The organism is Chryseobacterium sp. HNCC26DJ240, assembly GCF_057180485.1.
In genome coordinates this window covers 151,975-177,897 of record NZ_JBXUGK010000009.1, presented here as the reverse complement: position 1 = coordinate 177,897, position 25,923 = coordinate 151,975, and the positions used below count along the sequence as shown (strand labels likewise).

Annotated in this window: 23 protein-coding genes; 13 read left to right on the top strand and 10 right to left on the bottom strand. The window is 35.8% G+C overall.

All coding sequences use genetic code 11. The features are described from left to right. The first annotated feature begins 61 nt into the window (after positions 1-61). From AC2A1G_RS18490 to murI, 4 genes are all read left to right on the top strand, one after another. Positions 62-1,132 carry an RluA family pseudouridine synthase gene (locus AC2A1G_RS18490; protein ID WP_484048363.1) on the top strand — a complete coding sequence of 357 codons (1,071 nt, stop codon included), beginning with the start codon at positions 62-64 and terminating at the stop codon, positions 1,130-1,132. A gap of 51 nt (positions 1,133-1,183) precedes the next feature. Beyond that, positions 1,184-2,134, top strand: a complete 951-nt coding sequence (locus tag AC2A1G_RS18485) for a PorP/SprF family type IX secretion system membrane protein (RefSeq protein WP_484048362.1) — start codon at positions 1,184-1,186, stop codon at positions 2,132-2,134. Positions 2,135-2,186: 52 nt separating this feature from the next. Next, positions 2,187-3,311, top strand: a complete 1,125-nt coding sequence (gene hemW / locus AC2A1G_RS18480) for a radical SAM family heme chaperone HemW (protein ID WP_484048361.1) — start codon at positions 2,187-2,189, stop codon at positions 3,309-3,311. A 109-nt stretch (positions 3,312-3,420) separates the two neighbouring features. Next, positions 3,421-4,251 (top strand): glutamate racemase, encoded by an 831-nt coding sequence (gene murI, locus AC2A1G_RS18475; RefSeq protein WP_484048360.1) that lies wholly within the window; start codon positions 3,421-3,423, stop codon positions 4,249-4,251. Between the two features lie 247 nt (positions 4,252-4,498). Here murI and AC2A1G_RS18470 read toward each other — a convergent pair whose 3' ends face one another. The 6 genes from AC2A1G_RS18470 to AC2A1G_RS18445 form a co-directional block, all read right to left on the bottom strand. Then, positions 4,499-5,098 (bottom strand): nitroreductase family protein, encoded by a 600-nt coding sequence (locus AC2A1G_RS18470; protein ID WP_484048359.1) that lies wholly within the window; start codon positions 5,096-5,098, stop codon positions 4,499-4,501. A gap of 83 nt (positions 5,099-5,181) precedes the next feature. Then, a complete protein-coding gene (locus AC2A1G_RS18465) occupies positions 5,182-5,769 on the bottom strand; it encodes an RsmD family RNA methyltransferase (RefSeq protein WP_484048358.1) in 588 nt (195 codons plus the stop codon). 60 nt (positions 5,770-5,829) lie between these two features. After that, positions 5,830-6,183, bottom strand: coding sequence for a four helix bundle protein (locus AC2A1G_RS18460; RefSeq protein WP_484048357.1), 354 nt, complete (start codon positions 6,181-6,183; stop codon positions 5,830-5,832). A 53-nt stretch (positions 6,184-6,236) separates the two neighbouring features. After that, positions 6,237-6,953, bottom strand: a complete 717-nt coding sequence (locus AC2A1G_RS18455) for a DUF3822 family protein (protein WP_484048356.1) — start codon at positions 6,951-6,953, stop codon at positions 6,237-6,239. An 18-nt stretch (positions 6,954-6,971) separates the two neighbouring features. Then, positions 6,972-7,466, bottom strand: coding sequence for a Smr/MutS family protein (locus AC2A1G_RS18450; RefSeq protein ID WP_484048355.1), 495 nt, complete (start codon positions 7,464-7,466; stop codon positions 6,972-6,974). A 356-nt stretch (positions 7,467-7,822) separates the two neighbouring features. Beyond that, positions 7,823-8,320, bottom strand: a complete 498-nt coding sequence (locus tag AC2A1G_RS18445; protein ID WP_484048354.1) for a metallophosphoesterase family protein — start codon at positions 8,318-8,320, stop codon at positions 7,823-7,825. Between the two features lie 217 nt (positions 8,321-8,537). On the opposite strand from AC2A1G_RS18445, the gene AC2A1G_RS18440 reads away from it, so the two are divergent. Next, positions 8,538-10,082 carry a serine hydrolase gene (locus AC2A1G_RS18440; protein WP_484048353.1) on the top strand — a complete coding sequence of 515 codons (1,545 nt, stop codon included), beginning with the start codon at positions 8,538-8,540 and terminating at the stop codon, positions 10,080-10,082. 558 nt (positions 10,083-10,640) lie between these two features. On the opposite strand, the gene AC2A1G_RS18435 is transcribed toward AC2A1G_RS18440, so the two are convergent. Next, on the bottom strand, positions 10,641-11,123 hold the full coding sequence (locus AC2A1G_RS18435) for a SixA phosphatase family protein (RefSeq protein ID WP_484048352.1): 483 nt from the start codon (positions 11,121-11,123) through the stop codon (positions 10,641-10,643). 125 nt (positions 11,124-11,248) lie between these two features. On the opposite strand from AC2A1G_RS18435, the gene ruvX reads away from it, so the two are divergent. The 7 genes from ruvX (at position 11,249) to AC2A1G_RS18400 (ending at position 17,639) form a co-directional block, all read left to right on the top strand. Continuing rightward, positions 11,249-11,665 (top strand): Holliday junction resolvase RuvX, encoded by a 417-nt coding sequence (ruvX, locus tag AC2A1G_RS18430; protein WP_484048405.1) that lies wholly within the window; start codon positions 11,249-11,251, stop codon positions 11,663-11,665. Beyond that, positions 11,662-12,234, top strand: coding sequence for a peptide deformylase (def, locus tag AC2A1G_RS18425; protein WP_262151217.1), 573 nt, complete (start codon positions 11,662-11,664; stop codon positions 12,232-12,234). The genes ruvX and def overlap by 4 nt, the downstream gene beginning before the upstream one ends. Positions 12,235-12,302: 68 nt before the next feature. Then, a complete protein-coding gene (locus AC2A1G_RS18420; RefSeq protein WP_262151219.1) occupies positions 12,303-12,860 on the top strand; it encodes a DUF5606 family protein in 558 nt (185 codons plus the stop codon). A gap of 278 nt (positions 12,861-13,138) precedes the next feature. After that, the gene (gene mazG / locus AC2A1G_RS18415) at positions 13,139-13,906 is read left to right on the top strand and encodes a nucleoside triphosphate pyrophosphohydrolase (protein ID WP_484048351.1); all 768 of its coding nucleotides are present in this window, start codon (positions 13,139-13,141) and stop codon (positions 13,904-13,906) included. A 244-nt stretch (positions 13,907-14,150) separates the two neighbouring features. After that, a complete protein-coding gene (locus AC2A1G_RS18410) occupies positions 14,151-16,415 on the top strand; it encodes a T9SS type A sorting domain-containing protein (RefSeq protein ID WP_484048350.1) in 2,265 nt (754 codons plus the stop codon). Positions 16,416-16,419: 4 nt separating this feature from the next. Further along, complete coding sequence (locus tag AC2A1G_RS18405) at positions 16,420-16,647, top strand: hypothetical protein (protein WP_484048349.1); 228 nt, start codon at positions 16,420-16,422, stop codon at positions 16,645-16,647. A gap of 125 nt (positions 16,648-16,772) precedes the next feature. Next, a complete protein-coding gene (locus AC2A1G_RS18400) occupies positions 16,773-17,639 on the top strand; it encodes a hypothetical protein (RefSeq protein WP_484048348.1) in 867 nt (288 codons plus the stop codon). A 68-nt stretch (positions 17,640-17,707) separates the two neighbouring features. On the opposite strand, the gene AC2A1G_RS18395 is transcribed toward AC2A1G_RS18400, so the two are convergent. Continuing rightward, positions 17,708-21,424, bottom strand: a complete 3,717-nt coding sequence (locus tag AC2A1G_RS18395) for a metallophosphoesterase (RefSeq protein WP_484048347.1) — start codon at positions 21,422-21,424, stop codon at positions 17,708-17,710. 25 nt (positions 21,425-21,449) lie between these two features. On the opposite strand from AC2A1G_RS18395, the gene AC2A1G_RS18390 reads away from it, so the two are divergent. Next, positions 21,450-22,613, top strand: coding sequence for a Pycsar system effector family protein (locus tag AC2A1G_RS18390; protein ID WP_484048346.1), 1,164 nt, complete (start codon positions 21,450-21,452; stop codon positions 22,611-22,613). A gap of 120 nt (positions 22,614-22,733) precedes the next feature. Here AC2A1G_RS18390 and AC2A1G_RS18385 read toward each other — a convergent pair whose 3' ends face one another. Then, positions 22,734-25,025, bottom strand: a complete 2,292-nt coding sequence (locus AC2A1G_RS18385; protein WP_484048345.1) for a GAF domain-containing protein — start codon at positions 25,023-25,025, stop codon at positions 22,734-22,736. A 133-nt stretch (positions 25,026-25,158) separates the two neighbouring features. After that, complete coding sequence (locus AC2A1G_RS18380; protein ID WP_484048344.1) at positions 25,159-25,824, bottom strand: hypothetical protein; 666 nt, start codon at positions 25,822-25,824, stop codon at positions 25,159-25,161. Between the last annotated feature and the right edge of the window lie 99 nt (positions 25,825-25,923).

Here is a 25,923-nt window from a genome sequence, read left to right as displayed (position 1 = left end):
TTATACAAATAATCAGGCTTCAACGGTATTTTTGCGTTGGAGCCTTTTATATATTTAAAAAATGACAGAAGACAACGAAGATTTTTTAGATGATGAACTGGAAAGTTCCGATGAGCAGAATCTTGAACTTGACGACGAAAATAAAGGACTTTATGAGCACGTAAATATTACTGCAGACCCGAAGCAGGAACCTTTAAGAATTGATAAATTTCTTTTAAACTACCGTCAGAATTCTTCAAGAAATAAAATTTCACAGACTTGCCGTGCAGGAAATGTTGTAGTAAATGGTGTTCCTGTAAAGCAGAATTACAGAGTAAAGCCTGGCGATCAGATCTCAGTACTTTTGGCTCATCCGCCGAGACAGAATGTAATTATTCCTCAGGATATTCCCATAAAAATCATTTATGAAGATGAAGATGTTATAGTAGTGGATAAAGATCCTGGAATGGTAGTGCATCCCGGTCATGGAAACTGGGATAAAACCCTGATCAATGCCCTCGCTTTCCATTTTGAAAAAAACGGAGCCAAATCTGACCTCGACAGGGTAGGTCTCGTTCACCGTATCGATAAAGATACTTCAGGACTTTTGGTCATTGCTAAAAATGAATATGCCCTGAGTTTTCTTGCCAAGCAGTTTTTTGAACGGAAAACAAAAAGGCTGTACTGGGCTTTTGTATGGGGCAATGTAAAGGATGATGAGGGCACGATTAGCGGTCATATAGGAAGGCATCCCAAGAATAGAATGCAGATGCACACCTATGTAGATGGCAGTCAGGGGAAGCATGCCGTTACCCATTATAAAGTTTTAGAAAGATTTAAATATATGACGTGGGTAGAATGCAAACTGGAAACCGGAAGAACCCATCAGATCAGAGCACACTTCAAACATATAGGCCACACCTTGTTTAATGACGAAAGATATGAAGGTCATACACCTCTCCGTGGAGTGAATCTGCCTAAGTATAAGCAGTTTATAAAAAATGTCTTTGAAGTTTTGCCAAGACATGCTCTTCACGCCCACACCCTTGGGTTTATACATCCCACTAGCAAAAAGGAATTGTATTTTGAGAGTCCAATGCCTCAAGATATGACGGATGCTGTAAAAAAATGGAGAAATTATTCAGAAAACTAAAAATATATTGAGAATTTTTTTATATTTGTTGAATTGAAATCAAGATTTGTTATGAGAAAACTATATGCTATCGTATGTTTAGCTCTTTTGTCGAATGCATACAAAGCACAAGAATCACTACCATACTATCAACAATATCTTTTGGATGGTGAGTTCCTGTTCAACCCTGCTCAATACGGTAAAACGGACTATGTACAGCTTAACCTTAACTATCAGCAACAATTTTCAAAGTTCAGCGAATCCCCAAATGTACAGTCAGTAGGGATCAACGCGAATATCTTTGATAGAGTGGGAGCTGGTATTTCTGTATTCAGAGACAGTAACGGACCCATCTCCGCAGGAGGTATTACAGCTGGTGCATCTTATTTTATCCCTCTAAGCAGTGAAGGAGAGAGAAAAGATCAGTTTTCATTCGGTACCAGTGTTAATTTTTATAACATGAATTTTGATTATACCAAAATTAATACTGAAGACGGTTACGATCCTTTGCTACAAGGTAACGAGAGTAATATCTTTATGGTATATGCTAACTTTGGTATGGCTGCAACCTACAGAGGTTTATTCGGAGGAATTTCAGTAAACGATATCGCTTTGAGTAATGACGAATCTATCGTAAACAACTACGAGCCTTCTCCAATTAAATTCTTCTTAAACTTAGGATATGACTGGAATCTTGCAGATAACATCGCATTAACGCCATCAGTTTTGGTAAATTTAAATACCAACTCTACAAGAATGATGGATGTGAACTTAATGGCAACATTCTCAAATGAAGTGAATGCATTCTCAGTAGGAGCGAGCTACAGAACTGTACAGAACAGATTTGACAATCAGACTCTTCAGATTGCACCAGTAGTAAAAGTAAGATTAAACAAACTGATGATCGGAGCTACTTACAACCTTGGACTTTCTGATATTCAGGAGTACGGTGGAAACAGCTTTATGATTGGTCTTGGTTATAACTTTGATAACTTTATTAATCATAGAGGATTTAGATACTAATATGATTTAATTTAAATAAATTTGAGCTCTGAAATTTTTCAGAGCTTTTTTTATGATCTACATTCACATTCCTTTTTGCAAACAGAAGTGCAGTTACTGCAATTTTCATTTTTCAACTTCATTAAACTTTAAAGATGAAATGCTTTCTGCAATGAAAATGGAAATTTTTCTCCGCAAAGACGAGCTTCAGAATAAGAATTTAAATTCACTTTATTTCGGTGGCGGAACACCTTCAATACTTTCTTCAGACGAAATCAAAGCTTTAATTGATGAGGTTTTAAAATATTTCAGTTTTAATTCTGATATTGAAATTACGCTTGAAGCCAATCCTGATGATTTAGATAAAAACTTTTTGAAAGGAATTTCAGATTCGCCGATTAACAGATTGTCCATCGGAACTCAGAGTTTTTTTGAGGAAGATTTAAAATTAATGAACCGCGCACACTCTGCTTCAGAAGCTGAAAGTTCGATCAAAAGAGCTCAGGATTTTGGTTTTGAAAATATCAGTATCGATTTAATTTACGGTTCGCCAACTTCCAGTATGGAAATCTGGAAGGAAAATTTAAACAAAACCATTGCTCTCGAAGTTCCGCACATCTCTTCTTATGCTCTAACGGTCGAGCCCAAGACAGCTTTAGAAAACTGGATTGCCAATGGAAAAGTAAAATCCCCGAAAGAAGCAGAGCAAAACCGCGAGTTTTTCTATATGAAAGATTTTCTGAAAGATCACGGTTTTGATCATTATGAAATTTCAAATTTCGGTAAACCCAATTTTCATTCAAAGCACAATTCTGCCTACTGGAAATCCTGTGAATATCTTGGCATCGGACCGTCTGCGCATTCCTACAACGGAAATGAAATCAGAAGCTGGAATGTTGCCAATAATCAACAATATATTAAAAAATTAAGCTTCAATACTTTAGCTAAAGAGCAAGAAATTCTTTCTCAAAAAGATCAGTTCAATGAAATGATTATGATTGGTTTAAGAACGGCTTGGGGTGTAGACCTATCCGTTTTAAATGAAAAATTCAATGATGAAATTCTGGAGCATTTTCAACATGAATCAAAATTGAAATTAGAAGAAGGAATTTTACTCATCGAAAACAATCACCTTAAAATTCCTGAAAAACATTGGTTTATGGCCGATGGAATTGCTTCAGATTTGTTTATCATTTAGGTCGGATGTCGGATGTCAGATGATGGAAGATTGTGTTTGTAAAAAACTTCCCGCATCCAGCTTCCATCATCCAACAATTTCCTTATTTTTGTACTAAATTTAATCAGTTTTGAAAACTAAAAAACACGATTATTCTCATCTTTCCGCGAAGCAGCCCATCGGCATTTTTGACAGTGGAGTTGGCGGCTTGACGGTTGCCAAAGAAATCAAACGTCTTCTTCCCAACGAAGATCTCATTTATTACGGTGATACCAAACACCTTCCGTACGGGGAAAAATCTAAAGAAGCTATTGTAGGCTACTGCGAAAAAATAACGAATTTTCTGCTTGAGAAAAACTGTAAAGCCATTGTCATTGCATGTAATTCGGCAACGGCAAATGCGCTGAAAGAAGTTCTTGATCTGGTTGCTGATCATGTGCCTGTAATTGATGTGATTAATCCCGTGGCAGAAAAAGTTTCGTATGAAATTCATACCAACGTCGGTGTAATTGCTACCAAAGCAACCGTAAATTCAGGACTCTACAGAAAAAGCATCAGGAAACACAACAAATGGATCAAGGTTGATGAGTTGGCAACACCGCTTCTGGTTCCGGCGATTGAAGAGGGTTTTAAAAACCATCCGATTACACACTCTATTATTTATAATTATCTCAGTAATGCGAAGCTGAAAAATATCGAGACACTGATTTTAGGCTGTACACATTATCCGCTTTTGATTGACGAGATCAAACAGTATTACGGAAACCGCGTAAGAGTAATAGATTCGCCGAATATTGTTGCAAGTCATCTGAAGATTATTTTAGACAAATATCATTTGCTGAACAACAACAATTCAAAACCGAATTATCACTTTTACCTTTCGGATCTTACCAAAAATTTCGAAAAAATATCTAAAAAATTCTTTGGCAAAACCATCGATCTTGAGCTGAAAGTTTTATAATCATTCAAATCTTAAATTATTTAGGTAATATTTTCTGATCAGTTTTGAGGTAAAAGCAATCAGCAATGTTGTAAAACAGCTCAAAGCAACTATTCCTAAGATATTTTCTAAATTTGAATTTGTTGCAAAAAATTTGAATAGTAGAAATAAGCAGAGTGCTATAATTGCGATTATTCTCAGGTTTTTTATTAAATTTTCCATAAAATCAATTGTTAAAAATATTTCTTTAATATAAGTAGTTTTTCAATTATTTTTCCAGAATAATCTTACTCATTTCCAGCCTTCGTTTTGGTGTTTGATGCGGCTGATTGGTATCTGCTTCAGATTTTTCGCCAATAGCTACAGCAAAAAGACTTTGGTATTTTTCATTTTGCAGAATTTCATCATATTCAGCAGATTTAATACCTTCCATCGGCGTACAGTCGATTCCCATTTCTGCGCAGGCTGAAAGAAGAATTCCCAATGAAATGTAAACCTGCTTGGCCATCCAGTTTTTAATGTATTCTTCTCCATGAGGCTGAACCATGTTTTTATAATAATTAACAGCCATTTCCGGAAGGTTTTCATTGATTTGAGTCTCAAAATCTTCAATAGATTTTAAAACCTGAAAAACAATAACCAATTTGCTTTCAATAACTTTAGCAGTATTGTGAAAAGAAACTTCCGACAGCTGTTCTTTAACTTCCTTGCCCGTCACAAAAACAAAATTCCATGGCTGACTGTTGATGGAGGACGGACTGAGTGTCAGGATTTCTTTTAATTCCTCAATTTGCTCAGCACTGATTTCTCCTTCAGCATTGTATTTTTTCACCGTGTACCGGTCTTTCATTTTTTGCAGAAAACTCATTTTGAATTGGTTTTAAAATTTTAATCAATATAAATTTACATTTTAAGTCTGACTTTAGAAAATTGAACAAAAAAAATCAGGAATTAATTTTCCTGATTGCTTATTTCTTCTTCAACTTCCGGAGTAGGTTCGTAGAAACTAAAACTTACATTTCCATATTTTCTTGTGAATTTAAAATTAGGGTGATCAAGTTTCAATCTGCTTTGATGTTCTATGATCAGAACGCCGTTAGGTTTCAGATATTTATTTTTTAAAACTAAAGATAGCAGTTCATGATACTTTTTTTCTTCAGTTTCAAATGGAGCATCAGCAAAAACAATTTCATAAGACTTGTTGTTTCTGAATTTCTTCAGCCAGTCATAAACGTCACCTCGCTGTGTGCTCACCTGTAGGCTCATATCCAGTTCTGCAGCAGTCGCATTGATGAAAGATGTGTGTTTAGGATTCATCTCCACAGAAGTTACATCCTGACATCCTCTTGAAGCGAATTCAAAGGTAATCGAGCCAATTCCTGCGAAAAGATCAAGAACAGAAATCGACTGCATGTCGTAAGTATTTTCTAAAATACTGAAGAGTGCCTCCTTGGCAAAATCTGTTGTAGGTCTTACATCAAAATGTCTGGGAGCGGCTATTTTTTTTGCTTTCCATTTACCGGAAATTATTCTGTACATAAATGTGGGGTGTTAGATGTTAGGTGTTGGGTGTTGGGTGCTGGGTGTTCGATGGTGGTTTTATGTAAGTTTATTTCTGAAAGCTATAATGTGATTGATTAGTTTGTAAGAGAAATTATACATTTCACTAAACTGATTTTCATTGATATAATTTCTGTTTTTAGCTTTGTAAAGACAGGTTACAACTTCGGCCACAGAACGAATTGAAAAGCCTAAAAATCTCCTGAATTCCGGGGTGCTTTGTAAAATACTGCCTTCAGAAATATTTAGTGCAACAGAATCGGATGCTCTTCGGATTTGAGATGTTAGATTGTATATTTCTTCTTTCGGAAATGATAACGACATTTGAAAAATAGATTCTACAAATGTCATTGCATCCTGCCAGATAATTAATTTTTCAAATTTAAAACTCATAAAAAATATACTCAAACATGTAAACATCCATCACCCATCATCCAACATCCAGCCTAATTTAATATGAAATTCTTGCTCGGAAGATTATCAAAAACAATCTTCAGATTCTTCACAAATTTTTGCAGTTCCGAAATAAAAGTTTCGTTTTCTGTCGTTTCTCCGTAGGCAAAAAACTTAGTTTCATTAATGGCAAAACCGATTTTGCTTAAAGTAAACATTACAAAATAAAGGAAATCAACTTCAGAATTAACGTCTAAATTATTATAAAGAATCACTTTTTTATCATCAATCGCAAAAAACTCGCACTGATTATGATACAGATTGATATGAATCTCCTTATTATTTTTAAAACTGATCGCATTTAAGAACTTTTCTCCCGAAAAATTAAAGAAAACAGGAACCGACAGCGCCTTGATTTTCTGATAATATGCTTTAGGAAAAGTGTAGTAAAACTGAACCTTAAACTTGCGGTTTACCGAAAGCATTAATTCTTCACTATCCTTATCCACAGGCGTGTTGAAGGCAATCAGATCAAAACCGGATTCGTGATCCGAAAATCCTTCCGGCATCAGCGTAAAACTGTTGAGAGCCGAAACAATATGCACTTCTTCAAATCTCTGTTTGAGCAAAACCTCGTCAAGGGTATTCAGAATAAAGTTTTCCGGCGATTCTTCGTCAGAGAAATAAGATTTTTCTTCCACAATGCTTTTATTTTTAGCAATCTGGTAGATCAGTCCACCTTTTGTGAAAAGTAAATGTAGTACGTTCATAAGTCAATTGCTGCAAATTTAGTGAAAATCTACCATTACCGCACCCGATTGATGATGAAGTATTTCCTTGTTGTAAAAATCAAGATGGGTTTGGCTTTCAAGCACATCCAAAACCATTCTCTGCAAAGTTCCGTCGCCGATTCCGTGTACGATTTCAAGTCTTTTCAAATGGTTTTTACGGCAAAAATTGATTGTCTGAATCAGCTTTTCCTTTTGCAGAAACAACCGCTCAAAACTGTCATAATCATTAGGATTTTTAACTAAATTTTCAAAATGAAGATCCAGAATCATCGGATTTTTATCGTGTTTTTTGGAAACTGTTTTTTTTGGTTCAGCCTTCTTTACGATTTTAATATTTTCATAGATTTCAGCATTTTTCGGAACCAGTTTTTCTTTCGGGTATTGGTAAGTAAAACCATATTCGTCTTTAAAAACCACCGTATTTCCATTGACCGAAGTGACAACTCCGCCCAAATCTTCATCCAAAACTGAAACTTTTTCTCCTATTTTCATTTTATTGCGAGTGAAACGAAGCCATCCGTTTCTTTTTTTTTTAATTTTTTTTCAGGAGCCGGGAACCTGCTTTCCGCTATATCTTTTTTTGTCATTGCGAACAAAGTGAAGCAATCTGTTGAACTTTTACGCCATCGCAATAACAAAAAAAGGATGCCGCTGCAATCAGGGCTAGTTACAACAATTTCCCCAAAACCTAACGGGTTTTAGAAACCCGTTAGGTTTACTCCCCGAATCCCAAATCCCGAATCCCAAATCCCGAATCCCGAATCCCGAATCCGAAAACTCGAATCCCGAACCCGAAAACTCGAATCTCAAATCTCAAATCTCAAATCTCAAACATCAAATTTCAAATTTCAAACCTTCGCTCCCAATTCTATCACTTCCAAATCCTTTATTTCTTCGCCGTCAATTACAAACCGCATCATCGTTCTCATCTTATGCCAACCCTGTTTTCCGCATGCCCCGGGATTAAGATGCAGAAGATTATTTTTTTGATCAAACATGGCTTTCAGAATATGAGAATGCCCTGAAATAAACAGTTTCGGAACCTTTTCAGTAATTTCTTTAATGGTCAGCGGTGTGTACTTTCCGGGATAACCACCAATGTGAATCATCAAAACTTCTACATTTTCACAGAAAAACCGGTTCACTTCAGGAAATTCAGAACGGATTTTTGCTCCGTCAATATTTCCCCAAACGCCTTTCAAAGGTTTTATTTTTTCAAGTTTTTCAATGATTTCAAAACTTCCGAAATCGCCGCAATGCCAGATCTCATCAGCCTGCAAAGCATATTCTAAAATTCTGTCATCAATATAGGAATGAGAATCGGATAGGAGAAGGATTTTGGTCATTGAGTTTTCATTTACCACAAAATTCACAGAAGATTTTATTTTGCGAAAGCATTTTAAAGTTCAAAAAAGCCTGAGTTTTATTTTTTAGATAAAATTATATAAAGCAAAGCTTCAAAAATACTGTTCAATAATCGGTCTGGATTTTTGCAGATATTAAATCAGCCACAAATTTACTCAATAATCCCGAAATGTTTAAATTTGGTGAAATTTAAAATTTATGAAAAAGAAACTTTCTTTTTTCCTTTTTCTTTTGACGGTAGGCATTGCCAATGCACAGGTTGAAGAAAAAAAACTCGATGAGCTGATTCAGAATACCTTAAAAACTTTCGATGTTCCGGGAATGTCTGTCGGAGTGATCAAAGATGGAAAAATGATTTATTCCAAAGGTTTTGGCGTCCGTTCGCTGACCTCAAAACAGCCAATGGATGACAATACTTTGGTGGGAATTGCTTCCAACTCAAAAGGTTTTACCTGTACGGCTCTTGCGATTTTGGCAGATGAAGGAAAACTGGATTGGGACGATAAAGTTTCAAAATATATCCCTGAATTTCAAATGTACGATCCTTATGTTTCTCAAAATGTAACCATCAAAGATCTGGTAACTCACAGAGCAGGTTTGGGGCTTGGACAGGGAGATTTGATGTTCTTTCCCGAAGGTGGAAATTTAAGCGTAAAAGATATTGTACACAACGTAAGATATTTAAAGCCTGAAAATCCTTTCAGAACGACTTTGGATTACAATAATGTGATGTTTATTGTTGCCGGAGAAGTAATTACAAGAATTTCAGGATTTAGCTGGGCAGAATTTATCGAACAGAAAATCCTGAAACCTGTAGGTATGACTTCAAGTTTCGGAAGCTACAACAGAGCGAAAGCCATTACCAATAAAATCGATGCCCACGCTCCCGTTGACGGAAAAGCCATCGCCGTTCCTCACGACTGGAACGAAACGGCTAACGCAGCCGGCGGAATTATGAGTAACATCAAAGACATGACCACCTGGGCTGAATGTCTGATGAATAATTTCACCACCAAAGACGGTAAAAAACTGGTTTCAGATAAAAACATTATGCAGCTTTGGAATCTTCAGATTTCGAGTGGTGCAGCTTTGAAAAATCCTTACGATACAGGTTTCTACGGCTATGGATTGGGATGGTTTTTAAGTGATGTGAAAGGTCACAAACAGGTTCAGCATACTGGAGGTTTGATTGGAACAGTTACTCAGTTTACTTTGATTCCGGATATGAAACTGGGAATTGTGGTGTTGACAAATCAGCAGTCAGGTGCGGCTTTCAATACGGTTACAAATATAGTAAAAGATTCTTATCTTGGTGTAGCCGACAGAAACTGGCTGAAAACCTACGGCGACAGAATGAAAAAAATGGAAGAGTCTTTTGATAAGCAGAAAAAAGAGGCGTTCGCAAAATCAGAAGCCTTTAAAAAAGAAAAAAATCTGCAACCAAAAGCAGAACAGTTCACAGGAACTTACAATGATGTCTGGTTTGGTGACGTGACGATTACAAAAGAAGGAAATACTATCAGACTGAACTGCAAGAATTCACCAAGACTGAAGGGTGAGTTACTTCCATATTCTAACAATGCCTTCATTGTAAAATGGGACGACAGAAGTTATGACGCAGATGCATTTATTATTTTCAGTTACGACGAAAACGGAAAAGCAGAATCTGCAAAAATGAAGGCAATTTCAGACATCACAGATTTCAGTTTTGATTTTGATGATCTGGATTTGAAGAGAAAATAAATCTTTAAGATTAAAATATTCTAAAGCGTGACATTCTAAGGATGATGCGCTTTTTTTGTGGATGTCTGAGAAATGTTCTGTTTTAATTAAATCATGTGTGTTTGTGCTTTCACAGATTTCTGTTTGAGTTAAACATTTGTGTTTGTACTCTCATAGATTTCTGTTTTTATTAAAACAAGAGTGTTTGTTCTTTTACAGAGTTCTGTTTTAATTAAATCATAGCCGTTTGTCCTCTCACAGAACTTTTGGATAATATAAAATTATTATTTCTTCTTATCTGATCAATGTTGCGTGAAGTTTTTATCAATAGGGGTGGGCTTCAGCCCGCCTGATTTGTTAGCGCTATGAATTGGCTTTAGCCGAAATTTAAATCTGCGTGTAACCACCCCGTCAAAAAATCGAAGATTTTGCGCCACCAGTGCCTCATTATTTTTTATTTAAGTTTGACTTCGGCAAATCTCGATCTTCGATTTCCAGAGTAGGGGAAATTTTTAATCTTAGATAAATTAAAATGCCCGTCAAATCGACAGGCATTTCAGTTTTAGAATATAGAGTTTTTCACATTTTAATTTTGTTGGGTTCATAAAAGAAAAGCAGTTTTTTTCTCGCCCCTTCAAACTGCGACCACGAATCACATTCAATCTGAAATCCGGCAACGCCACAGGTCGGGAAGTGATAAATGTCTTCGGAAATGGAATTGGCAAAATTGGAAATCCCGTTGTTGTGCGAGAAAAGTGCAACAGAATTCAGAGAATCATCCAAAGTATAAATAGCCGATTCGAAATTTCTTTCTTTGGGATTATAAAGATTCTGATCAGTTCCTATTGTCAGCTGATAGGTTTGGTTGAAAATCTCGCAGGTATTCAAAGCCCTCACAGCGGGACTTGAAAGAAGGTAATCAATGCCGATATTATTGTTTTTCATGTATCTTGACATCAACATCGCATCTTCCAGACCTTTGTGAGCAAGGGGTCTGTCAAAGTCTTCTGTTTCTTCCGGCCAGTCGCTTTTTGCGTGCCGTACTAAGATGAGTTGCTTCATAATGAGTGGTTTGGAAAATTAAATTTATAAAAAAAATTGTTGAAAATATCAAAATTCATAAAAAAAACTGTGTTTAGAATAAAATCACTAAAATTTATTAAATTTGCAGTCTTATGAAATCTTCACTGAAACAAATTCTTGCAATAGACTACGGAAAGGCAAGATGTGGTATCGCAGCCACCGACGATATGCAAATTATCGCAAGTGCTTTAGATACGGTACCCACCGGTTCACTGATTGATTTTTTAAAAAAGTATTTCTCAGAAAATCAGGTGGAAGCCATCGTAGTGGGTTTGCCGACAGATTTGAAAGGCAATATGTCTGAAATTGAGACCAGTATTTTAGCTTTTATCGAAAAGTTTAGGGCAGAATTTCCTGAGGTGGAAGTTCATCGTTTAGATGAAAGATTTACTTCAAAAATGGCATCGTTTTTTATCTCCCAAAGCGGAAAGAATAAAAAACAGAGAGAGCAGAAAGGTCTTATAGACAAAGTAAGTGCAACGATTATATTGCAGAATTTTTTAGAACAAAGAACAAGATGATTTTACCAATAAGAGCATTCGGGGATCCGGTTTTAAGGAAAGTGGCAAAGGATATTGATAAAGATTATCCGGGGCTGCAGGAGTTGATTGATAATATGTTTGAAACCATGTACAGTGCCAACGGTATCGGTCTGGCGGCGCCTCAGATTGGTTTGGACATCAGGCTTTTCATGGTGGATGTGACGCCTTTGGCAGAGGATGAAGATTATGAAGACATTGCTGAGGAACTGAAAGACTTCAAAAAAGTATTTATCAATGCCAAAATTCTTGACGAATCCGGTGAAGAATGGAAATTCAATGAAGGCTGTCTTTCGATTCCGGACGTTAGGGAAGATGTAAAGAGAAAAAGTACGATTCTGATCGAATATTATGACGAAAATTTCGTTAAACATACAGAAACTTTTTCCGATATTAGAGCCCGCGTTATTCAGCATGAATATGATCATATTGAGGGGATTCTTTTCACAGATCATCTCAGTGCACTGAAGAAAAAACTGGTGAAGGGAAAACTGGTAAAAATTTCTCAGGGCGATGTGGGAATCAACTATAAAATGAGGTTTCCGAAGTAGATTTAAGTATTAAAAAAAAGAAAATAAACAGGTAAAAGGCAGTTGTATATTGCCACAAAAACAAGATTATGCAGTTAGAAAAAATAATTTCAATTTCCGGAAAACCGGGACTTTTCAAACTGGTTTCTCAGCTTAGAAACGGTTTTATCATTGAAGATGTTACAAACAAGAAGAAAGTTAGCATCGGAAATTCAAGTCAGGTAAGTCTTTTAGACAATATTGCAATGTTTACTTTTGATAAGGAAGTGCCTTTGTTTGAAGTATTTGAAAATATTGCAAAAAACTATGACTATAAAGAAACGATTTCTCATAAATCTTCAGAAGCAGAGCTGAAGGAATTTATGAGTGCATCGCTTCCAAACTACGATACAGAAAGAGTATATGTTTCTGATATCAAGAAGCTAGCTCAATGGTACAACACGCTTCACAAAGCAGGTTACATCACTCCTGAAAGTTTTGTAAAAGCAGAATCTGAAACTGTGGAAGGAGAAGCGGCAGAGGAAATCAACGTAGAAAAAGAAGCTCCTAAAAAAGCTCCAAAAGCAGAAAAGCCTGCTACACCAAAAGTAAAGGCGAGCACCGGAGCAAAAGCAGCTACTAAGAGTACACACAGAAAAATGGGATAATTTATTTATCTGAATTAATACAAACCTCGTCAGCAATGATGAGGTTTTTTTTGTCTGAATAAATGATTTTGTAAAATTTCTTCTTCCCCCAACCCTAAAGGGAGGAAGAAATTTTAATCCAGATGTGTACGTAAAAATCAACTTACACCCTGTCGGGTCGGGAAAGTAAATTGATTTTTATTATGAACAGACACTAAAGAATTTTTATTATAATTAAATTTGCCTTAACCTTAACCTTAACCTTAACCTTAACCTTAACCTTAACCTTAACCTAAAAAATGAATACCAGACAGGAAAAACTCGAAGCTTTCGGAAGACTTTTAGATATTATGGATGATCTTCGTGAGAAATGTCCGTGGGATCAGAAACAGACGCTTCAGACCCTTCGTCATCTGACTTTGGAAGAGACGTACGAACTTTCTGACGCACTTTTGCAGGAAGATTTAACGGAAATAAAAAAAGAACTCGGCGATGTGCTTTTACATTTGGTTTTTTATGCTAAAATAGGTTCGGAAAAAGAAAGTTTCGATATTGCTGATGTCATCAATTCTTTAAATGAAAAACTGATTTTCCGTCATCCTCACATTTACGGCGATACCAAAGTGAAAGACGAGGAAGAAGTAAAACAAAACTGGGAAAAGCTTAAATTAAAAGAAGGCAACAAATCTATTTTGGGTGGCGTTCCGAAAGGTTTACCGAGTTTGGTTAAAGCTTACAGAATTCAGGACAAAGTAAAAGGAATTGGTTTTGAATTTCACGATGCTGAAGATGCGTGGAAAAAGGTAGATGAGGAGATTAAAGAATTTCATGAAGAAACCGATTTAGATAAAAAAGAATTGGAATTGGGCGATGTGTTTTTCTCCTTGATCAATTACGCCAGAATTTCAGGTTTAAATCCGGATTCCGCTTTAGAAAGAACCAATTTAAAATTCATATCAAGATTTCAGAAAATGGAAGAGCTTGCAGCTGAGGCAGGTTTAAAATTAGCTGATATGACTTTGGAAGAAATGGATGTGCTTTGGGAAAAAGCGAAGCTTCAGGACTAATGTTTAATGAGAAGTGACTTCTAAAAGTGTTTTCATTTAAAATCAATTTGAATTATTTAATTTTCTTTATTAATATGATAATTAATTGATCGTAAACATAAATTTTTAAAAAACATAATTCTTTATAAAAATAATATTCTCAAAACTGTAAATACCTGATAATTAATTAACGTAAATGTAATTTTAAAGGTAAATCTATCTTTCATAAAAATTTTATTTTTGTAACCAATTAAGTTAAAATTTTATGAAACAAAATTTATTTTTACCAAAAACAGCTTTGGCGTTATTGATGGTCTCCTTCTCGACGTGGGGATCGGCGCAGGTTCTTCTCACAGAAGACTTTAATTACACTATTGGATCAAATTTAACAGCTAATGGATGGAATGCCCACAGCGGTACTACAACGGCTCCTATCGATGTCACAAATGGACTTACCTTTATGGGGTATGTCGGTTCTGGTATCGGAGGTGCTGCAAACATTGATGATAATGGTCAAGATGTCAATAAGACATTTGCTTCTCAGACTACAGGATCCGTTTATATAGCATTTATGTTGCAAACTTCTTCTTCTAATGCTGCAGGTTACTTTTTTAACTTGGGAGGAAGTCCAATTGGTTCTAATTTTTATTCAAGATTATATGTAAATAGTAGTGGAACAGGAATTGGAATAAGTGAAGATAATACTGTTCCAAGTTATGTAACAATTGCTCCTGGAACAACCTATTTAGTAGTTATAAAAAGAGATATTACGAATGGACAGACTAGCCTATATGTTTTTGATTCTTTACCAACAAGTGAACCTTTAACTGCAAATCAAAGTTATTCGTCTTCTACAACAACAAGTATCGCTTCCGTTGCATTAAGACAATATAGCGCATCTCAAAAACAAATTGTTGATGGTATAAGAGTGGCGAAAACATGGAATGATATTTTTCCAGCTGTAAATAATCCAACTTGGAACGGTGGTACATCATGGGATAACGGAACTCCAACAGCAAGTACACCTGCAGTAATCAATGCAAACTATACAGGAGGTTCTTTTGAAGCACAGTCGGTAACGGTTAATAGTGGTTTTACATTAAATGTTAATACAGGAGTGACAGTTACTACAGGTAACATCACAAACAATGGTGCTATCGTTGTAAATGATGGAGGAAATCTACTTCAAACGAGTGCAACAAGTACTTATACAGCGGGTACAGGGGCTACATTTACAGTAAACAAAGCTTACGCAACCAACGTAGCCGGCAAATATGCATTCTGGTCTTCACCGGTGCAGAATCAGAATATGTTTAATGCATTTACTACACAGCCTGCTGATGTAACGACGTACAATACTGCAACAAACTATTATGATGCTGTTACTAATTTTACTAACAACTCCGGTAAAGGATATTCTATTCAAATGCCGGTTGGTGGATCAGCATCTTTCGTGGGAACACCTAATAATGGAAATGTAAGCGTAGCACTTTCAAATGCAAGCTTTGGTTATAATCTGGTAGGAAATCCTTATCCTTCAAACTTAAATCTTCCATTGTTTTTAACGGGGAATAGCGGAAATATTGACCCAACTTTGTATTTCTGGGATAACACCAGTGCGCCTGTAGCAAACCAAACAGGTCAGACATCTGCGAACTACGGTTATGCAACTTTCAATGCAAGTGGATCAGGAACATGGGCTCCGGCACAAACAGTTACAAACGGTACAGGGAACTTTATCAATTTAACTAATGCACCAGCACAAGTAAACCCAGGTCAAGGATTTATCGTAAAATCTTTAACTGGAACTTCATTGGTTTTCAATAATGGAATGAGAAGTGCGGATGCCGGAACGTTTGTTAACAAAAATGGTAACAGCAGCTCAGAAGGTAAATATTGGTTAAAACTTAAAACTCCGCTTTCTGCAAATAATACTTTGGCAGTTACTTACGGTGAAGGAGCTACAAATGCTGTCGATGGTTTCGATTCTAAAGCTATGGCTCTTGGTTCAGATGCATTCTACAGTAAAGTTTCAGATAATAAACTGGCTATTCAAGGGCGTGCAGACTTTGTCAATACAGATGTAGTTCCTTTAGGATCTAAGCATTTTACAGATGGTTTACACACAATCTCTTTAGCTAACAAGACAGGGGTTTTCAATAACGGACAGGCAATTTATCTTCACGATAAAGTGTTGGGAACTTATACCAACCTTCAGAACACTTCTTATAATTTCACGGTAAATGCAGGTGAGATTGCAGACAGATTTGAAGTAGTGTATTTATTAGGAACACTTTCTACATCAGAAGCTCAAAAAGGTTCATTTGAAATCTACAGAGATGGCAATGATTTCTATGCGAGAAACAACAAAAATATCGACAGCGTTGAAGTATTCGATGCTTCAGGAAGAAAAATTCAGGAAATTAATCCAGCTTCTCAGTTGGTAAGAATTCCATTAGATTCTAAAGGTTTCTACATTATCAAAGCGAAATCAGCAGGTAAAGAATACTCTAAAAAAATAACTTACTAAGATCATGAAAAAAATATTTATAATAAGTACAATCTTTTTATCAGGTTTAGCATTTTCGCAGAGTGATAACAGATATGTCTATGAAGAACAGGAAGATAACTCAACAGAAAAAGCAGAGGGAGATTTTCCTTCAGCTCCTGGGGCTCCAATCGATGATTATATTCCGGTTTTAGTATTGGCTGCCGTTGGTATTGCCGCTTTCTACGGAAGAAAAAAGAGAGTTACAGAATAATTCTTTAAATTAAAATATACCCAAGCCTTCAAAGTTTTCTTTGAAGGCTTTTTTTGGTCACCGCAAAAGAAGCAAGGCAGTCTGTTGAAATAAAATACCTAACTTTATTGAATTAAATTACACTCATGAAATTCACTTATATTTTCGCTATACTTTTATTAAGCTGTAATCCCAAAACTCAGGAAAATGCGCAGTCTCAGGAATTGAAAACAGAATTTTCACTTCCCAAGAAACTCAAAGAAGTTTCAGGAATTGCACTTTCTCAAGACCAGAAAACCATTTGGGCAATTGAAGACGCAGGTAATAAAAATGTGGTGTACGGTTTAGATTTGAAAGGTAATCTTATCACAGATGTTTTGGTTGAAAATGCCGACAACAACGACTGGGAAGATATTACAAAAGATAAAGCAGGAAATATCTACATCGGTGATTTCGGGAATAATGAAAACGACAGACAGAATCTTTCCATTATTAAATTAGATTTAAAAGACAGTTCACAAAAATCTACGAAAGTCGTTCAGACCACTAAGTTTCATTACGAAGGTCAGACAGAATTTCCGCCAAAAAAATCAAATTTACTGTATGATTGCGAAGCTTTTGTTGAAAAAGATGGCAACTTTTATCTCTTCACAAAAAACCGAAGTAAAGGTTTCAACGGGACTTTTTTAGTGTTTCAAATTCCAAATAAAGAAGGCGATTTTGAAGCGAAATTAATTGGGAAATTAAAATTAGAAGGAGGTTATAATGATGCTGCAATTACTTCGGCTTCGCTAAATTCTAAAAATGAAATAGTTCTTTTGACGCACAAAAACATTCATGTTCTCTCCGGTTTTGCTCCGGATAATTTTAATTCAGCTAAAATTCAGAAATTATCTTTAAATCACAATTCACAGAAAGAAGCAATCGTTTTTCTTGATGATAAAACTTTGCTGATTGCCGATGAAAAAGACAAAAAAGAGGGCGGAAATGTGTATAGATTTGAGTTGAAATAAAAACAAACCTTCAAGGTTTCAAAAACCTTGAAGGTTTAATAACTCTTCAAACAAAAAAGGCAATGCCTTTAAAAACTCATTCCCACGCCACCGGAAATTCTACCGCCATCCGAGCCGATGAAATAATCAAGTCTGGCAGAAATCATATCCAGAATTCCAAGCCAGAAACCTGCACCAACACCTTGATGCCACCTATCTGAGCTCTCGTGATCATTCCACACTCTGCCTAGATCGTAGCCGACCAAAATACCCATATTGGCGGGAACGATGCTGTTTTTCACACGGCCAAAGTCCCAACGAACTTCTGCACTGTTGACGAAATAAGATTTTCCTGAGAATCTCTCATTTCTGTAAGCACGCAATCCGTTTCTTCCGCCGATGCTTGCCGCCTGATAAAATTCAAAATTATTATTGTTGATGATCATGGCATTGGCTGAGTTGGCAAATACAAATTTCCCGTTTTTATCAATTCTTCTAAAGAGATTCAGAGTTCCCTGGTAAGCGACAAAGTTCTGGTCAAAATTTGCAAAATTTGTTTTCCAGCCTGCGTTCAGAATCAGCTCCATACCCAAAGTAGGGAAGGCTTTGCTGTCGGAATTTTTAAAACTAAAAGTATAGTTGGCACCACCAAATTGTTGCCCATTAAAAGTTTCAGGATTAATATCTTTAGAAATTGCCACAAAACGCTCATCATTTCTCTGCACTTCAGAATGCTCAAAACTCAACTGAAACTGGTGCTTCAGATTCAACCAGCTCGTTTTTGAAATAGAAGGAGCAACTCTTATCTGAGAAATTCTTACACGGTTATAATTTCTGCTGATTTCTTTATTAAATTCACTCTCATTCGACAATCCAAAGAAAGTTCTTGCAAAATGAGGAGTCGTGTAGAAAGCGTCAACATTGGCATCCCAGCCAAAAATTGCTTTTTTAAAAACGCCTTTATAACCTAAATTAAAACCTCCGGTAGCCGTATATAAATTGGCACTCAAAGAATGCTTTTGCGTAAACGGATCACGGATGAAATTGTTCACAGTGTAATTGGCAACAAATCCTAAAATCACACCATCATCAGGATTGAAATCCGCATTCGGATAGCCTGCGAAAAAGTTGTATTTCGGGTGTTTCCAGTTGTAGGTATTGGCTTCGTAGTCGTTTGTTAGTCGTTTTGATGCTCCTTTGGTTTCGTAAGTGTTTTTCTGTGATTTAAAATCATAAATTTTCACCTTGCTACCGTTAGCAACTCTGTAAACATCGTGGTTGTAGCCACCAATCAATCGTAAATTAATTTTAGATTTCCCATCCCCCGTTACTTCATAAATATCGTCGTCTTCAAGTCCGTAAACCCAGATTTCCTTGGTTAAAGTATCGTTGTAGGTCTTTTCAAAAACCAGTTTTTCACTGTTGTTTTTGTCATCGATTTCGTATTGTTTTACATTGACTAAGCCGTCAATTTCTTTGGAAATGACAAATTTATCTTTGTTGACGGTTCCTGCAATGGGTACTTTTTCTATTAGATTAAAATAATATCCCGTTGCATAATTGTGTAAAGCACTTTTTCTAACTTTCAGCTTTCTCTGAATATCAGCAATCGTCTCATCCTGAACCTCTTTTGGAAGATTTCTGAATGCTTCATCAATATCTTTGTCTGAAAGGTTTTCCTGAATAAATTTTGCCTGCTCATTCCATTGTTTTTCGCTTGCAGATTTTAGGATGATTAAATCTAAAGGATAAGGTTCCATATTCATCCACTTCACATTTTTGATTTCATCTTTAAATGATTTCATGTGGCGGATCATCGGAATATTCATAATCAGTTTAAAAGCTGCTCCGTCATAATTGCTGAAAGCCTGATCGTGATCTCTCGGAATCGGCTTGTAATGCACATTTTTACCATTTTTATATTCTGCCCATTTCCATTGGTCTTCGTGCCTGTCCCAGTCGCCGATGAGCATATCAAAAAGTCTAGCACGGATGTACAAATCCTGATCAACAGTATAATTGCTGTTTTTCTGAAGATTTTTAATTAAATCAGCTGTCGAGATAATATCTGTAGCATTTTCCAATGAAGCCAAAGTTTTGGGATCAGAAGAAAATCTTTCTTCAATCATGTACATTTCATCACCATAATTTTGGTTGAACTGACCGAGTTGCTTCTGTTTCGGAATATAATATAACGTCGGATTGCTGTGAAAGAGATTGATTTTATCTGCGAGATTATTCACTGAAAACGCCGTAAAAGGATGACTGGTGGTGTAGAAATCCATCAGAAACCGTTCTGGAAAAGTATTTGAAAGTTCTGAACCAAAACTGCTTTTCTTAAAACCCTGATTGTTTAAAAAACGGATGGCATTTTTCTTCACGCCACGCATCACAAATTCCTGTCCGTTATTAGACTGCAACCTCAAGCTGTTCGACTGATTTCCGCCACCTTCACGAAAAGGTGTGTAGCCTCCGTTCAAAGTAGATAAATCTGCAACTTCATTGGTAATTGGTGTTGCGTAGTATTTTCTGTAATGATTTCCCCAAAGCCAGCGGTAAATTTTACCTTTTTGAGTACTCTTTTCGGTGTAAACTGTGCTGGTGAAAGTGGAGGGTAAATCTGATGGATAATTATTGACAAATTCTTTCGGAGTTTCTTTTACTTTAATATTTGCAAGATTCTTTAAATCATTATTTTTTGTTGAAAAGTATTCTACGTCAGCACTTTGGTCTTTTCTTAAATTTAAAACTGCAAAACCGCTTCCCCCAAAGGAAAAATCCTTTTTTGAAGCAATCGTCACAGGATCTGTTTTGGAACCCGCTCCGCTGATGATCTGTCTCAAATTTTTATCTGAATGATACTGCAGATTATGATCGTGTCCCGAAACAAAAATTACATTTTCTTTGTCCTGAACGATATTTTTAATTCTTCCGGCAAATTCCGCATAATGATTATTGCTGAGGTCTTCCATGCTCGCTCCCGACGAACTTCTTAAAGTATTAATCAAAGTGGCAACGCCCGGAACGGGTAATTTCCCTTGAAATGAAGACAGATGAGACTTTGCAGAATTGAATCCGGCATGAACGCCCGAACTGATAATAGGGTGATGCACGGCAACGATAATTCTTTTATCCTGATTTTTTACGATTAAATCTTTAAACTCTTTGTAAAAATCTTCCTTTGTTTTGATATCACAGCCTTTATTGATTCCCGGATATTTGTCCCAGTCGATCAGCGCCCATTCAGAATCGATGATAATCAGTTTAATGTCTTTGGTTAAATTAATATCATCAATCGGGCAGGAATTTTTTGGTAAAAATGCCTTTTTATCGTTCAGATAATTTTTTACGAAATCTTCCTGCGCTTTCAAACCTTCCAAACCGTGGTACCAATCATGATTTCCCGGAATGACGAGTGTTTTCCCTTTGAAATTTTTGGTAACAGCCAATTGATTTTCCATTTTCACCTTGGCGGAATCATAGTCTTTGCTGCCTTCTTTCGGCATGCCGAGAGGGTAGATGTTGTCGCCCAAAAAGATGACCATCGAATTTTTATCAGCAGAGTCGAGTTTGTTTTTAAACAATTTCAGGGTGTTTTTTGCCTGATCTTCATTGGCATTTCCGGCATCACCAATGAGGAAAAGTTTAAAATCATTCTCGGTTTTGGTCTGGGAAACAGGGATTTCCTGCAATTCTTTTCCTTTTTGAACTTTGTAGGTTGCACAGGAATAGAGTAGGACAGAAGATATAATTAAGCCGGAAATTGTGCGGCTGTTTTTGCGAAATTTAATACAAGATAAATTCATACATTTACATTAAGAAAAATCTGCAATGAATATTTTAGATAAGGCTAAAAATCACGTAGAAAGCTTATTCAAAGATAAGTTATCTTCGGTTTACTTTTACCATAATTTTATTCACACCTCTTTTGCTGTTCAGAAAGCGGAAGAGATCATTAAACACAGCCAAATTTCTGAAGTTGAAAGAGAAAAAATAATTCTTGCGTTGTGGTTTCATGATGTAGGTTTTACTGATTGCAATGCTGAAGGACACGAGGAAAGGGGAGCCGTTTTGATGAAAGATTTCCTTAAAAAAGATAATTTTTCTGATGAATATATTGAGGAAGTTTCAAATTTGATTCTTGCAACCCAAAAGTACCATCAGCCGAAAGGTTTTCTTGAAATGATCATGAAAGATGCAGATTTCAGTCATTTTGCGAGCCCGTTTTATAATGATTCCGCAGAAGCTTTGAGAAAAGAGTGGGAACTCACCGGCGGACCGTGTTTTTCCACCGATGAATGGAACGAAATGAACGTAGATTTCCTCAAAAATAAACATCAGTATTTTACCGATTACGCGAAAGAAAACTGGGAGCCTTTAAAGCTTAAAAACGTAAAAAAAATCGAGAAAAAATTGGAAAAAGAGGATAAACCTAAAAAAGATAAGTCAGAGAAAAAAGAAGAAAAGTCGGATAGAAGTGTAGATACTCTTTTCAGAGTTACCTTAAATAATCATACAAGGCTGAGCGATATTGCCGACAGCAAAGCGAATATTTTACTTTCTGTCAATGCAATTATCATTTCAGTTGGTCTTTCTGTTTTGGTTCCGAAACTGGATACCCCGAAAAATACGCATTTGATTATTCCTACATTTTTGCTTTTGCTGTCGAGTGTTTTGACGATTATTTTTGCCATTCTTTCTACAAAACCGAATGTCACTAAGACCAATTTTACGAAACAGGACATCGCTGACAGAAAAGTAAATCTTTTGTTTTTCGGGAATTTTCATCAGATGCTTTTTGACGATTTCCAAAATTCAATGCGGGATTTAATTAAAGACAGAGAATATATTTATGATTCGATGATGAAGGATTTGTATTTTTTGGGCAAAGTTTTAGACCGAAAATATAAGTTGCTTTCAATTACGTATCAGATTTTTATGGCTGGGATTATTATTTCAGTGCTGTCTTTTGCGTATGCTTTTATGACATTATAGATTATTGATTTCGCCCTTTCAGGACTTTGTAAGAATTTTTTGCCGATTTAATTCATTGGGCTTCACCCCATGCTTTTGATTTTGCCCTTTCAGGGCTTTCTGAAAAGTTATTATGATTAATTATGCCAAAGAAACACGCATAGCCAGAAGCCCGGAAGCTCCCTGTAAATCTTCTACGCGCAGTAATTCAACATCATTTTTTAGAATTCCAATCTTTTGAAGTCTGGAAATGTAGCCGAGATATTCTTTCTGATTTTCCATACCGAAATAAACAATGGTAATTTTCCCCGGACAGGTAATTCTTTCGGTGGAATCTTTAATTTTTGCTTTTTCCAGGCGTTTTTTAATGATTTCATAAAAAGAATTGTGAGCACCGTCTACATCAAACCTCTTTTCATCCATTCTGAAACGGATGTCTATTCTTTCGTTATAAACAAAAATAAGTGACGCAATTTCCAGTGAAATGGGGAGCTGTTTGCTGAAATTTTCGAAATCGTGTTCTATCTTGCAGATAGTTTTCAGTTGCCAGTATCGTAATTCATTAAGCAGTTTTGCTGTGTAGCCGATTGAAGGATTCAGATTTTGCCCGATATATAAGTTATGTTCCACACCATCAGATTTAAATCTTTCATAATAATGAGGATAAATTTCCTGTGCTTCTTCCTGACTTTCATCTAAAATATCGGCTATTTTTCGATTAATCAAAGTAATAGATTCATCCAGTTTTCTTCGGTTTGAATAAAAAAGACTGTTGATAGAGTACACTTTAGAAAAATAATCTTTGATACTTTCCAAAGATTTCATTTCCAACTGTGCCTGTAAAAACGGATGGATTTCTTCCCGTAAAAAATGCTGAAATCTCTGTTCTGTATCCGCTTTAAAATCATTGTTGAGTTCGTTTTCAAATACATCAAGTGCTAAAAGATATTTTTCACTTTCATCAAAATGTGCATCTGAAAACAGCTGATTTAGACAATCTATTTGTTCGTTGAGGTCATCTAACATCAAATGAAAACGCTTGTCTGAAGATGAGCGTATGTCTGAAACTCCAAAAAGCGGACTCAGATTTTTAAAGCTTATTTCACGTAATGTGTACAATTTTCTCTGAAGAGAAGCATTAAAATATTTTTCAGCTTCATTTCTGAATTTCCAGATCACAGAATTATGAATCGTAGTATATTCCCGTTGAATGATCGCCTCGATTTGATTATCTCGTTCGTGTTTGAATCGGTTTAATGAAAATATCAAAATGTCGCTGAGAGAATCCAGTTTACGAAGTTTAAGTCCGTTAAAACTTCCTGCGATTTCTGAAGTGAATTCCATCAAAGCCAATACTTCGCCTTCATGAACAATCGGGATCACCATGAAACTTTTGATGTTGTTTTTGGCTAATACCGAAAAGTTGGGTGTATTTTTAATCTCGTCATCAAAATGATCCACATCTGAAATGACAATTGGTTTTGGATTGTATTTCAAATTCTGGAATTCCGTTTTCTGCATTTTTTCATCATAAAGATTGATCCAGAAATCGAGAAGATAATTGCTGAAAACGTTTTCGTATATAGGAAGTTTTTCCAGCTTCTGGTGTTGATGATCCATGAGCATCAAACCAAAATTGAGTTCAGCAACATCAAAATAAGATTTAAATATCTCCTTTAAATTTTCGTTTGGAAGCGGATTTTCGGGATCGATCTGAATCATTGTCGATTTCAAATCAGACAACGCCACTTCTGAAGTACAGTCTACGAGAGAAAATATATTAAAACCTTTCAGCATCCAGGATTGCGGTGGAAAATGCTTTTTCCAGAGACTTACGTCATCCAGATTTTCGAGAAGAATTTCTATCTCATGATCCGTCGGAAAATCTTTTTGCTCTATAGGTATGATTTCTGAGAAATCTGAGTTTACTGTGATTTTATAATGTCTTATAATGCCATGCTGATCGGGAATATCATAGTAGAAAGGGATTATAAATTTGATGTCTTTTTTAAAATAAAGCTGTACGATGATGCAGCATGAAAGCACATACATCTCATCCTGCGTCATATCACGGAATTCGAGAGTGAAGTTGTGACCTGCATCTGAAAGTATCTTCCTGAATCGCTCTGTATAATTAAATGAAATATCTGTAAAAGGAATACTTGCTGCTTTGATCTCATTATGTGTAAGACCAGTCGGGAAGAGGTCTGCCAACAGCATTCTGATGAGTTCCTGATGTTTTGTCAACAAAGAAAAATCCTGTGAACCTTCACAGAGTTCAGGTATTTTTTTGAATCTTTCTATGATTGATTCTGCATAATTTACCCGATACTCCAATCTGTCATTGTAGCGGATATGCTCCAGCACATCCAAATATTTTTTGAATGATAAAAAAACCTGAAACGGACTGTCGTCGTGAAAAAATTCTGACACTAATGAAGAAATTGGAGGTTAAAGGTAGGGAAATTAATGAAAATCTGGATGATGATTTTACTTTAAAAATGAGTCTTAAAAACAAAAAAATACAATCCTAAGACTGTATTTTTATTACTGTTATTTTAATGATTTATAATGAAAGTCCGCCTCCCATTTGTTTCATTTCTTCTTCTGTTTTTATCTCGTAACCTTCAGGAACTGCGATACTAAAAATAGCTGGATCAACTGTTTTATTAAAATTGGTAGCTTCGAAATGTACATCCATTCCTTCCTTCGATGTAGAAAATTCTAATGGCACCCCTTCTACACCATTACTGAATTGCTCTTGACCTTTAAGTGAAGTTTTAATGTCTGTTGTCACCCAAAGAACAGTATCATCTTTTCCTTCAGCGTCTTTAATCACATATTTTTTGCAGTTGAAGCCAAGGATTGTTTTAGTTTCTGACGTTTTTACAGGTTTTCCAATTTTATCAGTATCTATTTTTTTCTTAGAAATAGATTCTATTTCAGTAGCAGTTTTTTGTCCCATTAATTCTGTAAGGAGTAGACCTTTGTCTTGCTTTCCGTCCATAATGCTTTTTAATTTCATAAAAGCGCCCATTGAAACTTCAGCTACAGATTTATCTTTCATAAAATACAGATTCAATGCAGAGCCCTGCATCATAGGAATTGCAGCAGCCATCTGTGGATTGTCGCTTGAAAAATCCATTTTGTAGGTAAGCTGACCTTCGGTGGTTTGAGCTGATAATTTCCCTAAAGAAAGAATCATTAATAATGTAATAACAAGTGACTTCATTGTTTTTTTTGATTTAATATTTATAGGGTTTAAAGATAGGGAGATTTTTTGATTGAGATAAACTTGTTATTCTATACTGACAGGTTAATTTTTCAAAAG

Coding starts and splice junctions, on each gene's coding strand:
- AC2A1G_RS18420 (WP_262151219.1), top strand. CDS start 12,303: ATGCAGTTAGAAAAAATAATTTCAATTTCCGGAAAACCGGGACTTTTC.
- AC2A1G_RS18445 (WP_484048354.1), bottom strand. CDS start 8,320: ATGACCAAAATCCTTCTCCTATCCGATTCTCATTCCTATATTGATGAC.
- mazG (WP_484048351.1), top strand. CDS start 13,139: ATGAATACCAGACAGGAAAAACTCGAAGCTTTCGGAAGACTTTTAGAT.
- AC2A1G_RS18390 (WP_484048346.1), top strand. CDS start 21,450: ATGAATATTTTAGATAAGGCTAAAAATCACGTAGAAAGCTTATTCAAA.
- AC2A1G_RS18465 (WP_484048358.1), bottom strand. CDS start 5,769: ATGTACAGAATAATTTCCGGTAAATGGAAAGCAAAAAAAATAGCCGCT.
- AC2A1G_RS18490 (WP_484048363.1), top strand. CDS start 62: ATGACAGAAGACAACGAAGATTTTTTAGATGATGAACTGGAAAGTTCC.
- AC2A1G_RS18485 (WP_484048362.1), top strand. CDS start 1,184: ATGAGAAAACTATATGCTATCGTATGTTTAGCTCTTTTGTCGAATGCA.
- AC2A1G_RS18435 (WP_484048352.1), bottom strand. CDS start 11,123: ATGAAGCAACTCATCTTAGTACGGCACGCAAAAAGCGACTGGCCGGAA.
- AC2A1G_RS18380 (WP_484048344.1), bottom strand. CDS start 25,824: ATGAAGTCACTTGTTATTACATTATTAATGATTCTTTCTTTAGGGAAA.
- AC2A1G_RS18455 (WP_484048356.1), bottom strand. CDS start 6,953: ATGAACGTACTACATTTACTTTTCACAAAAGGTGGACTGATCTACCAG.
- AC2A1G_RS18400 (WP_484048348.1), top strand. CDS start 16,773: ATGAAATTCACTTATATTTTCGCTATACTTTTATTAAGCTGTAATCCC.
- def (WP_262151217.1), top strand. CDS start 11,662: ATGATTTTACCAATAAGAGCATTCGGGGATCCGGTTTTAAGGAAAGTG.
- AC2A1G_RS18470 (WP_484048359.1), bottom strand. CDS start 5,098: ATGAGTTTTCTGCAAAAAATGAAAGACCGGTACACGGTGAAAAAATAC.
- AC2A1G_RS18405 (WP_484048349.1), top strand. CDS start 16,420: ATGAAAAAAATATTTATAATAAGTACAATCTTTTTATCAGGTTTAGCA.
- AC2A1G_RS18450 (WP_484048355.1), bottom strand. CDS start 7,466: ATGAAAATAGGAGAAAAAGTTTCAGTTTTGGATGAAGATTTGGGCGGA.
- hemW (WP_484048361.1), top strand. CDS start 2,187: ATGATCTACATTCACATTCCTTTTTGCAAACAGAAGTGCAGTTACTGC.
- AC2A1G_RS18395 (WP_484048347.1), bottom strand. CDS start 21,424: ATGAATTTATCTTGTATTAAATTTCGCAAAAACAGCCGCACAATTTCC.
- AC2A1G_RS18410 (WP_484048350.1), top strand. CDS start 14,151: ATGAAACAAAATTTATTTTTACCAAAAACAGCTTTGGCGTTATTGATG.
- AC2A1G_RS18460 (WP_484048357.1), bottom strand. CDS start 6,183: ATGAGTTTTAAATTTGAAAAATTAATTATCTGGCAGGATGCAATGACA.
- AC2A1G_RS18440 (WP_484048353.1), top strand. CDS start 8,538: ATGAAAAAGAAACTTTCTTTTTTCCTTTTTCTTTTGACGGTAGGCATT.